Raw genomic sequence first — 13,942 nt, forward strand, 5'->3', positions numbered from 1 at the left:
TCGGCGCAGCGGCAGGCGCCTTCCGCTGGTCCGTCTCCATAGATCACCAGGGCCGCGTGAGCCGTGTCGAAGTGCTCGCTCATGCCCTGTTCGAAGCGTGTCAGCAGCTCCGTGACGCTCGCGGCCTCAAGAAGCGACAGCACCAGGGCCCGGGTGCCGACGTAGAGGGTCTCGTTCTCCCGTGCGGCGTCGGTGAGCTCCTTGAGCCGGTGCCGGAGATCGACGTTGCGCTCGCGCAGCACGCTGACCTGCCGCTCCACCAGGGAGACCGCATCGCCGCTGCCGTGGGGAATATGCAGGGTGCGCAGCAGGTCCGGGTGACGCTGAAAGAAATCGGGATTATCCAGGAGGTAGTCTCGAAGTTGCGACTCATCCATTACCGTTTCTGCGGCACTCTGCCGCGGGTTCTGTGCTGCCATGCGCTGCTTCCTCGCCGCTAGAGTCGGATTGTGCCTTCGAAGGCTATGGCCGTGGGGCCCCTGAGCAGGACCGGCTCACCGTCGCCGGCCCAGCTCACGGAAAGCTTACCGCCGGGCAGGTGCACTGTCACCTGCTCGTCCAGCCAGCCCTGGCGCCGGCCCCAGACCACGGCGGCGCAGGCCCCGGAGCCACAGGCCAGCGTCTCGCCGGCGCCGCGCTCGTAGACCCGCAGGCGCAGCGTGCCGCGGTCCACGATCTCGGCGAAGCCCGCGTTCACGCGCTCGGGGAAAGCCGGGTGGCCCTCGATCTCGGGTCCGAGACGCTCGAGGTCGCAGTGGGCGACATCGTCGACGCGCAGCACCGCGTGCGGGTTGCCCATGGATAGTGCGCCTACGCGAAGGGTCTCGCCATCCACCGTGAGGTCGTAGCTGTCGGCGCGGGCGGGCCGGTCCAGGGGAATGTCTGCGGGCTCCAGGCGCGGCGCACCCATATCCACTTCGACCTCATGTTTGTCGAGGACGCGCAGGGTCATCAGTCCACCCTGGGTCTCCACGGTGATCAGCCGCTTCGCGGTCAGCTTGCGGTGTCGCAGGAAGCGCGCGAAGCAGCGTGCACCGTTACCGCACTGGCCGGCCTCGCTGCCGTCAGCGTTGAAGATGCGGTAGCGGAAGTCCACGTCCGGCCGCCCCGGCGGCTCTGCGATCAGGACCTGGTCGCAACCGACGCCCCGGCGCCGGTCCGCGAGCCGGCGGATGTCCCGGGGCTTCAGCTGCAGCTGTTGCGTTACGCCGTCGAGTACAACAAAGTCGTTGCCGATGCCGTGCATCTTGGTGAAGCGGATCGCCACGGCGGGCCTCAGTTCGGCAGGCGGCGCTCGCCGCGCAGCAGGTCGTCAAGGGTTTCACGCTCGCGCACCACGTGCCACTGCTCGCCGTCCACGAGCACTTCGGCGGCGCGGGGGCGGGTGTTGTAATTCGAACTCATGACGAAACCGTAGGCGCCGGCGCCGCGCACTGCCAGCAGGCTGCCGGGGCGGAGTGTCAGCTCCCGGCCGCGGCCGAGGAAGTCCGCGGTCTCGCAGACCGGGCCCACCACATCCCAGGTGCCGGTCTCGCCGCCGGCGCCGTCGCTCACCGTCTCGATGTCGACCCAGGCCTCGTAGAGCGCCGGGCGGATGAAGTCGTTCATGGCCGCGTCGACCAGGGCGAAGTTGTGCCAGGCCGAGTGCTTGAGGTAGTTCACGGTGGTCAGCAGTACGCCGGCATTGGCGACGATGGAGCGGCCAGGCTCGAAGACCAGCTCCAGGTCGCGCTCCCCGACCGCTGCGCGCAGCGCCGCGATGTACTGGCCGATGGCGGGTGGCTGCTCGTCCCGGTAGCGCACACCCAGGCCGCCACCGACATCGAGGTGCCTAAGGGTGATGCCCTCGTCGGCCAGCTGGTCCACAAGCTCGAGCATGCGGGCCACCGCGTCGAGGAAGGGGCCGGTGCTGGTGAGCTGCGAGCCGATATGGCAGTCCATGCCAACGATGCGCAGGCCCGCGAGCTCCGCCGCCCGCCGGTAAACGGCAAGGGCCCCGTCGCTGTCGATACCGAACTTGTTCTCCTTGAGCCCGGTGGAGATGTACGGGTGGGTCTCGGCGTCGACGTCCGGGTTTACCCGCAGGGATACCGGTGCGATGACGCCGTGAGCCCGGGCAACGCTGTCCAGCAGCTCCAGCTCCGCCGGTGATTCCACGTTGAAGCAGCGGATGCCCAGCTCCAGAGCGCGGGCCATCTCACCGGCCTGCTTGCCGACGCCGGAGAAGACCACCTTGGCCGGGTCGCCGCCCGCGGCCACCACGCGTTCGAGTTCGCCGCCGGAAACAATGTCGAAGCCGGCGCCGCGGCGGGCAAGGAGGTCCAGCACCGCCAGGTTCGAGTTCGCCTTCACCGCGTAGCACACCAGGTGCCGGCAGCCGGCGAGGGCGCTCTGGTAGGCATCGAGGGCCGCTTCCATGGCGGCGCGGGAGTACACGTAGCAGGGTGTGCCTTCGGCCCCGGCGATGGCCGTCAGGGCAACAGCTTCGACGAACAGCTCGCCGTCGCGGCGCTGGAAGGCGCTCACGGACTGTCCTCCGCGCGGTCGTCGGACGGCGGCGGTGCTGGATAGAGCGGGCCCACCTGTCCGCAGGCGGTGGTGAGGGCGAGCGCCGCGAGCAGCATGGCGCGGGACAGGATCGTCACGGCAGAAAGTTCCAGAAGCGTCAAACCCGTAGTATAACGCTGCGCCGCGCGGGGAGCGATGGGAACTGGTCAGGCCGGGCCGCGACCCTCCACGCGGGCGAGGGCGCGCCCGGCGGCGGCGCGAACCTGCGCCGGGGCGGTGCCGCCGATGTGTTCCCGGGCGGCCACGGAACCCTCCAGGGTCAGCACAGCGAAGACATCGTCGTCGATGCTGCTGGAGAAACTGCGCAGCGTCTCGAGGTCCATCTCCGCAAGGTCCTTGCCGGTCTCGAGTCCGTGGGCCACGGCCTTGCCCACGACTTCATGGGCATCGCGGAAGGGCAGGCCCCGGCGCACCAGGTAGTCGGCCAGGTCCGTCGCGGTGGCGAAGCCGCGCAGGGCTGCGTCGCGCATCGCAGCGGCGTTGGCTTCGATGGCCGGCACCATGTCGGCGAAGGCGCGCAGCGCATCGAGGGCCGTGTCCGCGGAGTCGAAGAGCGGCTCCTTGTCTTCCTGATTGTCCTTGTTGTAGGCCAGCGGCTGGCTCTTCATGAGCGTAAGCAAGGCCACCAGGTTGCCATTGGCACGGCCCGTCTTGCCGCGCACCAGCTCGGGGACGTCCGGGTTCTTCTTCTGCGGCATGATCGAGGAGCCCGTGCAGAAGCGGTCCGGCAGGCGCACGAAGTCGAACTGCGCGGAGGTCCAGAGCACCAGCTCTTCGGCCATGCGCGACAGGTGGGTCATGAGCAGCGCCGCGAAGGCGCAGAACTCGATGGCGAAGTCCCGGTCCGAGACTGCGTCCAGGGAATTTTCGCAGGGAGCGTCAAAGCCCAGGGCCGCAGCCGTCTGCTCCCGGTCCAGGGGAAAGGTCGTACCGGCCAGCGCGGCCGCGCCCAGGGGGCACTGGTTGAGCCGGGCCCGGCAGTCCCGAAGGCGGCCGTAGTCGCGCTCGAGCATTTCGTTCCAGGCCAGCAGGTGATGGCCGAAGGTTACCGGCTGGGCCGTCTGCAGGTGCGTGAAACCGGGCATGATGGTGTCTGCATGGGCGCGGGCAAGGCCGATGGTGCCGCGCTGGAGCCGGGTGAGCTCGGCGGCAATGCGGTCGATGGCCTCGCGCAGCCAGAGCCGGATATCCGTCGCCACCTGGTCATTGCGTGAGCGCCCGGTGTGCAGCCGCTTGCCGGCGGGCCCGACCAGTTCCGTGAGCCGCGCCTCGATGTTCATGTGGACATCCTCCAGGCGCTCGGACCAGGGGAAGTCGCCGGCGGCGATCTCCGCCGCAACCTGGTCGAGACCGGCAGCGATGCGGTCGTGGTCTTCCGTAGTGAGGACGCCGCGATCGCGCAGCATGGTCGCGTGGGCCCGGGAACCGGCAATGTCTTCCTGCGCCAGGCGCCGGTCGAAGGCCACGGAGGCGGTGAAGCGCTGCACGAAAGCATCCGTTGCCTCGCTGAAGCGCCCGCCCCAGACGCCGCTCGTGTCGCCCTCGCTGCTGTCCCTGCTCATGCCCTTTCCCCTGTCCCCGGTCCCTTGCGATTGTCTTGTCCGCCGCTGGCGGGCGTGCAAGTATAACAGTGCCGTTTCAGCGGGAGTCGGCGGATGCCGCGACGCGAACCGCCGGGCGCGGCTTCGCCGCTGCCCGATGATGATTTCTTCCTTCCCGACCTGTGCGCGCCGCGGGCGGTTTTTTTTGCCGTGCTGCTCGCAGAGCTGCTTGTGCTGGTCCACCACCTCGCCGACAGCGTGCCGGCGCCGTTCGACTGGCAGGGCCTGGGTCCATCCTCGCTGTTTGTGCAGTGGTGCGTGTTGCTGTCGTCGGCGCTGCTCTGCGTTCTGCGTCCGCTCCTCGCCCGCTTCAGCCTGCCGCTGGTCACTGTCGCCTCGCTGGCCGTGGTCGCCTCCGTGACCGCTCTCAGCAGCGGTCTCGCCCGCCTGGCCTATCCGCCGACCCTGGCCTCGGTGCAGGCCCCCGGCTGGATCCTGCGCAATGTGCTCGTGGCCGTGCTGCTCGCCGCTATCGTGCTGCGCTACTTCTACCTGCAGCAGCAGCTCGGGCTGCAGCAGCGGGCCGGGCTGCAGGCACGGCTCTCTTCGTTGCGTTCGCGCATCCATCCGCACTTCCTGTTCAACGCCCTCAATAGTATCGCCAGCCTCATCGGCGCCAGGCCCGCCGCCGCGGAAAGTGCTGTGGAAGACCTCGCGGATCTCCTGCGCGCCAGCCTGCGCGAGGACGAGCAGGAAACGACCGTCGCCGAGGAGCTGGCGCTCTGTGAGCGCTACCTGGCCATTGAGGCCCTGCGCCTCGGCGACCGCCTCGCGGTGAGCTGGGCCGTGGACGACAGCGCCCGCAAGGCGCGCCTGCCTTCGCTGCTGCTACAGCCGCTGCTCGAGAACGCGGTCAACCACGGTATCGCCCGCCTGCCGGGCGGCGGGCGCATCCGCGTGGTCATCGAGACGCTGGACGGCGAGCTGCGTCTCTCGGTGGTGAACCCGATGCCGGGGGACGGTGAGCATGGCGCCGGTTCTGGTGAGCACCTTGCCCTCGATAACATCCGCCAGCGCCTGTCGGCCCTTTATCCGGACCGGCACCGCTTTCGCGCCGCCCCGGCGGGTGACAGCTATGCCGTGGCCGTCCGCCTGCCGCTGGCTCTCGGCTCGTGAAGGTTCTTATCGTCGACGATGAGCCCTTGGCCCGGCAGCGGCTGCAGCGGCTTCTCGCGCGGCTGCGTCCGGGGGCGACGGTAACCGAGGCCGGGGATGGCGAAAGCGCCCTGCGCCTGGTGCGGGGCGCGCCGCCAGACCTGGTGCTGCTCGATATCCGCATGCCCGGGACCGATGGTCTGGCCGTTGCCGAGCGCCTGGCCGCCATGGCGCAGCCGCCGGCCGTTGTTTTCTGCACCGCCTATGATGCCTACGCGCTGGATGCACTGCGTCACGCGGCGGTGGGCTATCTGCTCAAGCCCGTGCGCGAGGCAGACCTCGCGCAGGCTTTCGCCGCCGCCGGGCGAGTCAATCGCGCTCAGCTCGCCGTCCTCCGCGGCGACCAGGGCCGGCGGGAGCTGGTCAGCAGCGGCCACGGTGGTATGCGCGCCATGGCGGTGGATGCGGTGCGCTGCCTGCTGGCAGAGCAGAAGTACGTGGTGGCCTACGGCCCGCACGGAGCGCTGGTGCTCGACGACACCTTGAAGGAACTGGAGCGCGAGTTCCCCCGGCGCTTTGTCCGCGTGCACCGCGGCGCGCTGGTCGCCCTGGCCCACGTCACCCGCCTTGCCCGCGAGGACGACGGCTGGGTGGTGGAACTGGACAGGATAGATCGGCGCCCGGCGGTGAGCCGACGCCACCTGGCGTCCTTCCGGGAGCAACTCGCGGCGCGCTGACCCCCGGGGCGCTCGCTGGTATCATGGCGCCGCTTTCAGATACCGGGGGAACCTCATGGCCCAGACAGTCACCATTGCGACCCGCGAGAGCGCGCTCGCGCTGTGGCAGGCGGAATACGTACGCGACGCGCTCACCGCAGCCCACCCCGGCCTCACCGTCGAGCTCCTGGGGATGACCTCGCGCGGGGATCAGATCCTCGATGTGCCGCTGGCCAAGGTCGGCGGCAAGGGATTGTTTGTAAAGGAACTCGAGACCGCTCTGCTTGATCGTAGCGCCGATATCGCCGTGCACTCCATGAAGGACGTGCCCATGGAGTTTCCCGAAGGCCTGGGCCTCGGCATCATCTGCGAGCGGGAGGAACCCACCGACGCCTTCGTCAGCAACCGCTACGAGCGGGTGGAGGATCTGCCCGCGGGCGCCGTGGTCGGTACCTCCAGCCTGCGCCGGGAGTGTCAGCTGCGTGCCCGGCGGCCGGACCTCACGGTCCGCTTCCTCCGCGGCAACGTGCAGACCCGCCTGCGGAAGCTCGACGACGGCGAGTATGACGCCATCATCCTCGCCAGCGCGGGTCTGATCCGCCTGGGCCTTGGTGATCGCGTCCGCAATCATATCCCCGCAACCGCTTCGCTGCCCGCCGGCGGTCAGGGTGCGGTCGGCATCGAGCTGCGCACGGATGACCGCGCTACCCTCGAACTGCTTCAGCCGCTGCATCACAGCGCCACGGCCGAGCGGGTGTTCGCGGAGCGGGCGTTGAACCGCCGTCTCCAGGGCGGCTGCGAGGTGCCTATTGCCGCTTATGCGGAGCACGTCGATGGCGGCAGCGCGCTCTGGCTGCGCGGCCTGGTCGGCCGGCCTGACGGGACCACGGTGCTGCGCGCCGAGGGCCGCGCGCCGGTCGCCGAGGCCGAGGCCCTGGGCATCGCCGTGGCCGAGGACCTCCTGGACCAGGGCGCCGCGGCGATCCTCGCCGAGGTGTACAACCGCTAGTGCCCGGCCCGGGTTCCGCGCCAACGGTTCTGGTAACGCGTCCGGCCGGCCAGGCCGACAGCCTGTGCGGGCGCCTCGAGGCCGCGGGCTTCGCGGTGGTCCGGCAGCCCCTCCTTGCCCTGGAGCCCTTTGCCGGGCTGCCCGCCGCACAGCGGCGGCTGGTGCAGGAACTGGACCGCTTCCAGCACTGCATTTTCATCAGCAGTAACGCCGTACGTTTCGGCCTCGAGCTGCTCCAGCGCGCCTGGCCCCGGTGGCCCGCGGGCGTCGCCTGTTACGCCGTCGGCGACAGCACCGCCGCGGCCCTGCGTGATGCCGGGCTGTCGGTGCGCACGCCGGGTGCCGACATGACCAGCGAGGGACTGCTCGCCCTGCCGGCGCTGTGCGCGGTAACTGGCCAGCGGGTGCTGATCGTCAAGGGGGAGGGAGGACGGCAGGCCCTGCGCGAGACACTAGGCTCCCGGGGCGCCGAGGTCGAAGAGCTTGCCTGCTACCGGCGTGTGGCGCCAGCGGTCGACGGCGCCGCGCTGGCCGAGCGACTGCAGCACGATGCTGTTCGGCTGATACTGATTTCCAGTGGTGAAGCGCTTGCTAATCTGACGGCATTGCTTAAGCCACGGGAAACGCATAAGTTAGCGGACATCACGCTGGTCGTACCGTCGGCGCGCGTCGCGGAGGACGCCGTCTCTGCGGGCTGGCAGCAACCGGTGGTCGCGGCCAACGCCGCCGACGACGCCATGCTGGCCGCGGCTCAGCGCTGGCGCTCGGCCCTGGGGGAAAGCGAGTGACGAGAGACGATGACCGCGCCGAGGACAGCGCGGAGCAGCATGACAGCACCGACGCGACGGAAGCATCGCCAGTAGACGATGCAGCAGGCGGTGCGGACGAGCGCACGGAGGCCGCCGCTGCGGGCGACCGCCCGACCCCGGCGCCCGAGCCCACCACCATGGCTCCAGCGACCCCGGCGGCCCCTGCCGCGGCAGAACCGGCCGTTAATCCCCTTATTCCGAAGCTTGCCCTGGCCATAGCGGTGCTGGCTGCCGGCGCGGCCTTCTGGGGGCTCCTTGATGGCCAGCGCCGGGACAGCGATGTGCTCCAGCGCCTGACCGCCCTCGAGGCTGTCTCGGGTCGCGAGAGCGCGACGCTCGAACAACTCAATACGGCGCTTGAGCGTCAGCTGGAGCTGGCCGTGAAGGCCGCTGAGACGCAGCTGCGCGGTGAACGGCAGGCTGCCGATGATGAGCTCCGGGACCGGCTCGCGGATGTTGCCGAGGATGCCCGCGATGCGCGCAGCGGACAGGCGGAGACCGCAAAAGCCCTCGCCAGCTTTCGCGACACGGTGGCTGGACGCCTTGATCGCGTCGATAGCCAGCTCGCCCGGCAGCGCAGCCAGCTGAAGGAGTTCCAGCAGGTCAGCGCCGGCGATCGCGACAGCTGGTTGCTCGCCGAGACCAACTACCTCCTGCGCCTCGCCAACCAGCGCCTGGTCATGACCGGCGACACCGCCTCCGCCGAGGCCCTCCTGCGCAGTGCCGACGGTGTCCTGCGGGAGCTCGACGACCCGTCACTCCACCGCGTGCGCGAGGCTATCGCTGAGGATCTCGCCGCCGTGCGCGCCGTACCGAAACTCGACCGCCAGGGCGCTTACCTGCGCCTCGCCGCGCTCATCGACCGTATCGACAGCCTCGAGGTCTTTGCCGAGCCGTCGATGCCCCCTGGTGAGTCCCTGCCGAAAGGGGAGGGCGATTGGCAGAGCCGGCTCCGCCAGGGCTACGAGCGCGCCATGGCCAAGCTCTCCGACTACGTTGTGGTGCGCCGCCGCGACGAGCCGGTAGAAGTGCTTATGGACCCGCAGTGGGAGCGGCTCGTGCGGCAGAACCTGCGCATGCTGCTGGAGCAGGGTCAGGTGGCGCTACTGTCCGGCAACGGCCGCCTTTATCGGGAAAGCGTTGAGCGCGCCACGGGCTGGGTCCGCGAATTCGTTGCCAGTGACCCCGATGGCGCTGCGGCCATGATCGACGAACTCGAGGCCCTCGCCGGCGAGCGGGTCAGTGTCGACGTGCCCGACGCTACCGGCAGCCTCGCCGCCATGCAGTCCCTGCTTGCTGCGCGCGCGGGCCGGAGCGGCGACTGATGCGCGGCTTTTTCCTCCTTGCGCTCATCGCTTTGCTGCTGGGCGTGGGCCTGGTGGCCATGATCGAAAGCGAGCCGGGCTACCTGCTTATCGCCTTCGGTGAGTACACGGTGGAGTCCAGCCTGTGGGTGGGCCTGCTGCTTATTGCGGTGCTGGTGCTGGTGCTCTACGCCGTTATCGGCACCCTCGCCCGGCTGCTGGCGAGCCCCGGAACGGTGCGCTTCTGGGCCACCTCCCGGCAAAGGCGGCAGGCGGCGCGGCTTACCAACCGCGGCCTGATCGGCTATATCGAGGGTGACTGGCAGAAGTCCCGGCGCCAGCTGCAGCGCGGAGCGAAGCACAGCGCCTCACCGGTCTTCAATCACCTCATGGCGGCTCGGGCGAGCTTCCAGCTTGACGATCCCGACCAGATGCGCAGTGACCTCGAGGCCGCGCTGCGCGAGGACATTCAGGCTGCCGTGGCCGTGGATCTCACCCAGGCTGAGCTTGCGCTGCAGGGCGGCAAATTCGATCGCGCCCTCACCTGCCTTGAGCGGGTGGCCCGGCGTAGCAACAGTCCTCAGGTATCGCGGCTGCGCTGCAAGGCGCTGCTGGGGCTGGGCGACTGGGAAGGGCTGGCGGAGCTGCTGCCGACGCTCCGGCGGCAGGGCGCGCTGCCGGACAAGGAGCTCGCCCGCCTCGAGCGCGAATGCCACCTGAGGCTGCTCGAGGGCGCGGCGCTGGACCTCGGGGACGACACGGCGGCCTCGCTCAAGCTCACCTGGCGGCGCGTGCCGCCGGCGCTGCAGCAGGACGAGGCGCTGCTGCGCCGTTATGTCGAGCTCCTTGAAAAGGTTGGCGCCGAGGGCGAGGCGGCGAAGCTCATTACGCGCGTTCTGAAGAAGCGCTGGGACCCTGCGCTGGTCAATCGCTACGGGCGCCTGGCTCTGGAGAAGGGCCGGCGCCAGCTCTCCCAGGCCGAAAGCTGGCTCGGCAAGCACGGTGATGATCCGGAGCTGTTCCTCTGCCTCGGCCGTCTCGCTGCACGCGGGCAGGACTGGCAGCGCGCGCGCCAGTACTTCGAGCGCAGCATCCAGGCAGGTCCCACCGAAGAAGCCTGTGCGGAGCTCGGCCGGCTGCTGCTGGCGAGCGGTGAGCACAATCTCGCCGCGCAGTACTTCAACACGGGCATAACGCTGCAGGGCGAGGCCCTGCCGGAGCTGCCGCTCCCGGATGCTGTCGGCGCGGAGGACCTCGTACCGGAGGATCGCCGCCTCGATGGCGAGGGCGGCGACCGGGCGGGTCGCGGCGCCTGAGGCCGCCAGGCGCGCCACACCGGGGATGACGCCTCGGCCGGCGGCTAGTGCCCGCGCCGGCCCTACTTCAGCCCGGCGCGTGCTGCACGGGCCGCCTGCTGTCTCAAAGCCCCAGCTGGTCCCAGATCGCGTCCACCCGGTCCCGCGTCGTTTTATCCATGCTGATAGGCTCACCCCACTCGCGGTCTGTTTCTCCGGGCCATTTATTGGTGGCGTCGAGCCCGACCTTGGAGCCGAGGCCGGCGACCGGTGAGGCGAAGTCGAGATAGTCGATGGGGGTGTTGTCGACGAAGGTGCAGTCCCGGCGGGGATCCATGCGCGTGGTGATGGCCCAGATCACGTCCTGCCAGTTGCGCGCGTCGACGTCGTCGTCGGTGACCACAATGAACTTCGTGTACATGAACTGGCGAAGAAAAGACCAGATACCCAGCATCACCCGCTTGGCATGGCCGGGATACTCCTTGCGCATGGTCACCACCGCCATGCGGTAGGAGCAGCCTTCCGGCGGAAGGTAGAAGTCGACGATCTCCGGAAACTGCTTTTTCAGTAGCGGTACGAACACCTCGTTGAGCGCGACACCGAGGATGGCGGGCTCGTCCGGTGGGCGGCCCGTGTAGGTGCTGTGGTAGATCGGTGCCTCGCGGCTGGTAATCGCCGCCACGGTGAACACGGGGAAGCGGTCCACTTCATTGTAGTACCCCGTGTGGTCGCCGAAGGGCCCCTCATCGGCGAGTTCGCCGGGTTCCAGGTAACCCTCGAGAACGAACTCGGCACTGGCCGGCACCTGCAGGCCATGCTCGCGGCAAAGGGGCGTGACGCACTCCGCCAGCTCGGTCTTGCTGCCGCGCAGGAGGCCCGCAAAGGCGTACTCGGAGAGCGTATCCGGTACCGGTGTTACGGCACCGAGAGTCGTCGCCGGGTCGGCGCCGAGGGCGATGGCGACCGGATAGCGCTGACCGGGATACTGCTCCTGCCAGTCGCGGTAGTCCAGGGCGCCGCCCCGGTGCGACAGCCAGCGCATGATCAGCTTGTTCCGCCCGATCAGCTGCATGCGGTAGATGCCGAGATTCTGGCGCTTCTTCTGCGGCCCCCGGGTGATAACCAGCGGCCAGGTGACGAGGGGGCCCGCATCGCCGGGCCAGCAGGTCTGGATCGGCAGCTCGTAGAGGTCCACGGCATCGCCTTCGCGCACGTGGACCTGGCAGGGCGGATTGCGCACGGTCTTCGGCCCCATGGCCATGATTTTCTTCAGCAACGGCGCCTTGTCGATGGCATCGCGGAAGTTCGCCGGCGGGTCCGGCTGTCGAAGATAGGCGAGCAATTCACCGATTTCGCGGAGGGCGCCGACGCTGTCGGCGCCCATACCGAGGGCCACCCGGCGCTCGGTGCCGAAGAGGTTCGCGAGCACAGGAACGGTAGACCCCTTCGGGTTGGTGAACAGGAGCGCCGGGCCGCCGGCACGCAGCGTGCGATCGGCGATTTCGGTCATTTCCAGGCGCGGGTCGACCTCGAGGTCGATGCGTTTCAGCTCGCCCTGCTTTTCCAGGGCGTCAATGAAATCCCGCAGATCTGCGTAGCGTGCGGCCATGAGCTGTCCTTCGCCAGGGGCGCCGAATTATAGCAGCGAGCGGATCGTGCTGCCGGAAGGAGCGGCGCACCCCCAAGGATCGTCCCAGAGGAGTGCGGCGGTTACTTCCGCCGCATGGACATGAAGAACTCGTCGTTCGTCTTGGTGTCCTTGAGCTTGTCGATGAGGAACTCGATGGCCGGCGTATCTTCCATCCCGTGCAGCAGCTTGCGCAGGATCCACATGCGCTGCAGTTCCTCTTCCCCGGTGAGCAGTTCCTCCCGGCGCGTGCCGGAGCGGCGGACATTGATGGCCGGGTAGACGCGTTTTTCGGAGATCTTGCGGTCCAGGTGCAGCTCCATGTTGCCGGTGCCCTTGAACTCTTCGTAGATCACCTCGTCCATTTTTGAGCCGGTGTCGATAAGGGCGGTGGCCAGAATAGACAGGCTGCCGCCTTCCTCGATGTTCCGGGCCGCGCCGAAGAAGCGCTTGGGCCGCTCCAGGGCGTGCGCGTCCACGCCGCCGGTGAGCACCTTGCCGGAGCTGGGTATGACGGTGTTGTAGGCGCGCGCGAGACGCGTGATGGAGTCTAGAAGGATGACCACGTCGCGCTTGTGTTCGACCAGGCGCTTGGCCTTCTCGATAACCATGTCGGCTACCTGCACATGGCGGGCCGGTGGCTCGTCAAAGGTGGAGGCCACCACCTCGGCGCCGCGCACGCCGACGGAGCGCTGCATCTCGGTCACTTCCTCGGGCCGCTCGTCGATGAGCAGCACGATGATGTAGCACTCCGGATTATTGCTCATGATGGCCTGTGCCATGCTTTGCATCATGATGGTCTTGCCCGCCTTCGGCGGTGCCACCAGCAGGCCGCGCTGGCCTTTGCCGATGGGCGCAACTAGATCAATGATGCGGCCGGTCAGGTCCTCGGTGCTGCCGTTGCCCTTCTCGAGGGTCAACCGCTCCGTGGGGAACAGCGGCGTCAGGTTTTCGAACAGGATCTTGCTCTTGGAGTTTTCCGGCCGGTCAAAATTGACCTCGCCGATCTTGAGCAGCGCGAAATAGCGTTCGCTGTCCTTCGGCGGGCGGATTTTTCCGGTGATCGTGTCGCCGGTGCGCAGGTTGAAGCGGCGGATCTGGCTCGGGGACACGTAGATGTCATCGGGGCCCGCAAGGTAGGAGCTGTCCGCCGAGCGCAGGAAACCGAAACCGTCCTGGAGAATTTCCAGCACACCGTCTCCATAGATGTCCTCACCGCTTTTGGCGTGCTTCTTGAGGATGGAGAAGATGATGTCCTGCTTGCGGGACCGGGCCATATTCTCGAGGCCGATGCCCTGGGCGATGTCGATGAGCTCTTGCGTTGCTTTGGTCTTCAGGTCGGTCAGGTTCATAGATTTGTTCTGGGGTGTGATTCGAGAGGGAAAGGACGGGCCGCGCGGGGAGCTGAGGGCACCATGGGCACCCGGGTAATAAAGCAGCCGGTCAGGTTACGGGGTTATTATCGCTGCGCAGGGATGCGCAACGAAAATGAATCTAGCATGGTGGGGTGGGGGCGTCTACCGCTTTTTTCCGCGCTGGCCGCCCCCGGCGGGCCTCCGTTCAGAGCGCCTCTTCGATGAACTCAACAAGCTGTGTCTTGGACAGCGCGCCGACCTTCGTGGCTTCCGCGGCGCCATTCTTGAACAGGATCAGCGTGGGAATACCGCGGATGCCGAATTTCGGCGGGATTTCCGGGTTCGAATCCACGTCGACCTTGCAGACCTTGAGGCGCCCGGCGTACTCGGTGGCTACTTCGTCCAGGATCGGTGCAATCATCTTGCAGGGTCCGCACCATTCGGCCCAGAAGTCGACGATGACAGGGACATCGGCACTCAGGACGTCTTGATCGAAACTGGTATCGGTCACGTGTACGATGTGTTCACTCATAGGGGGTCTCCAGCGGGTAGGGGTATCGGGA

14 protein-coding genes are annotated in these 13,942 nt (G+C 68.1%); 6 read left to right on the forward strand and 8 right to left on the reverse strand.

The annotated features are described in order from the left end of the window. The 5 genes from HRUBRA_RS09805 to argH all read right to left on the reverse strand — a co-directional run. Positions 1-419 (reverse strand): DUF484 family protein (locus tag HRUBRA_RS09805; protein ID WP_035516710.1); only part of this gene is annotated, 419 nt, incomplete at its 3' end. A gap of 17 nt (positions 420-436) precedes the next feature. Continuing rightward, a complete protein-coding gene (dapF, locus tag HRUBRA_RS09810) occupies positions 437-1,267 on the reverse strand; it encodes a diaminopimelate epimerase (protein ID WP_035516712.1) in 831 nt (276 codons plus the stop codon). An 8-nt stretch (positions 1,268-1,275) separates the two neighbouring features. Then, positions 1,276-2,526, reverse strand: a complete 1,251-nt coding sequence (gene lysA, locus HRUBRA_RS09815) for a diaminopimelate decarboxylase (RefSeq protein ID WP_035516713.1) — start codon at positions 2,524-2,526, stop codon at positions 1,276-1,278. Continuing rightward, positions 2,523-2,645, reverse strand: a complete 123-nt coding sequence (locus HRUBRA_RS15645) for a lipoprotein (RefSeq protein WP_236629840.1) — start codon at positions 2,643-2,645, stop codon at positions 2,523-2,525. The genes lysA and HRUBRA_RS15645 overlap by 4 nt, the downstream gene beginning before the upstream one ends. A 69-nt stretch (positions 2,646-2,714) precedes the next feature. Continuing rightward, complete coding sequence (argH, locus tag HRUBRA_RS09820; protein WP_035516715.1) at positions 2,715-4,130, reverse strand: argininosuccinate lyase; 1,416 nt, start codon at positions 4,128-4,130, stop codon at positions 2,715-2,717. Positions 4,131-4,223: 93 nt separating this feature from the next. Here argH and HRUBRA_RS09825 point away from each other — a divergent pair, with 93 nt between their 5' ends. The 6 genes from HRUBRA_RS09825 to HRUBRA_RS09850 are packed head-to-tail and all read left to right on the forward strand — an operon-like array spanning position 4,224 to position 10,418. Further along, complete coding sequence (locus HRUBRA_RS09825; RefSeq protein WP_052094645.1) at positions 4,224-5,285, forward strand: sensor histidine kinase; 1,062 nt, start codon at positions 4,224-4,226, stop codon at positions 5,283-5,285. Continuing rightward, positions 5,282-6,001, forward strand: a complete 720-nt coding sequence (locus tag HRUBRA_RS09830; protein WP_035516716.1) for a LytR/AlgR family response regulator transcription factor — start codon at positions 5,282-5,284, stop codon at positions 5,999-6,001. Before HRUBRA_RS09825 ends, HRUBRA_RS09830 begins: the two co-directional genes overlap by 4 nt. Positions 6,002-6,056: 55 nt before the next feature. Next, positions 6,057-6,989 (forward strand): hydroxymethylbilane synthase, encoded by a 933-nt coding sequence (hemC, locus tag HRUBRA_RS09835; RefSeq protein ID WP_035516717.1) that lies wholly within the window; start codon positions 6,057-6,059, stop codon positions 6,987-6,989. After that, a complete protein-coding gene (locus HRUBRA_RS09840; RefSeq protein ID WP_035516719.1) occupies positions 6,989-7,777 on the forward strand; it encodes a uroporphyrinogen-III synthase in 789 nt (262 codons plus the stop codon). Before hemC ends, HRUBRA_RS09840 begins: the two co-directional genes overlap by 1 nt. After that, a complete protein-coding gene (locus HRUBRA_RS09845) occupies positions 7,774-9,123 on the forward strand; it encodes a uroporphyrinogen-III C-methyltransferase (protein ID WP_035516721.1) in 1,350 nt (449 codons plus the stop codon). Before HRUBRA_RS09840 ends, HRUBRA_RS09845 begins: the two co-directional genes overlap by 4 nt. Further along, a complete protein-coding gene (locus tag HRUBRA_RS09850) occupies positions 9,123-10,418 on the forward strand; it encodes a heme biosynthesis HemY N-terminal domain-containing protein (RefSeq protein WP_052094647.1) in 1,296 nt (431 codons plus the stop codon). Before HRUBRA_RS09845 ends, HRUBRA_RS09850 begins: the two co-directional genes overlap by 1 nt. Positions 10,419-10,521: 103 nt before the next feature. Here the strand turns inward: HRUBRA_RS09850 and ubiD are convergent, their stop codons facing one another. The 3 genes from ubiD to trxA all read right to left on the reverse strand — a co-directional run bounded on the left by ubiD (position 10,522) and on the right by trxA (position 13,911). After that, positions 10,522-12,006, reverse strand: coding sequence for a 4-hydroxy-3-polyprenylbenzoate decarboxylase (ubiD, locus tag HRUBRA_RS09855; protein WP_035516722.1), 1,485 nt, complete (start codon positions 12,004-12,006; stop codon positions 10,522-10,524). 101 nt (positions 12,007-12,107) lie between these two features. Continuing rightward, positions 12,108-13,376, reverse strand: a complete 1,269-nt coding sequence (rho, locus tag HRUBRA_RS09860) for a transcription termination factor Rho (RefSeq protein WP_035516724.1) — start codon at positions 13,374-13,376, stop codon at positions 12,108-12,110. 208 nt (positions 13,377-13,584) lie between these two features. Then, complete coding sequence (gene trxA / locus HRUBRA_RS09865) at positions 13,585-13,911, reverse strand: thioredoxin TrxA (RefSeq protein WP_035516725.1); 327 nt, start codon at positions 13,909-13,911, stop codon at positions 13,585-13,587. Positions 13,912-13,942 lie beyond the last annotated feature (31 nt).

The organism is Pseudohaliea rubra DSM 19751 (assembly GCF_000764025.1).
GTDB classification, from domain to species: Bacteria; Pseudomonadota; Gammaproteobacteria; order Pseudomonadales; family Halieaceae; genus Pseudohaliea; species Pseudohaliea rubra.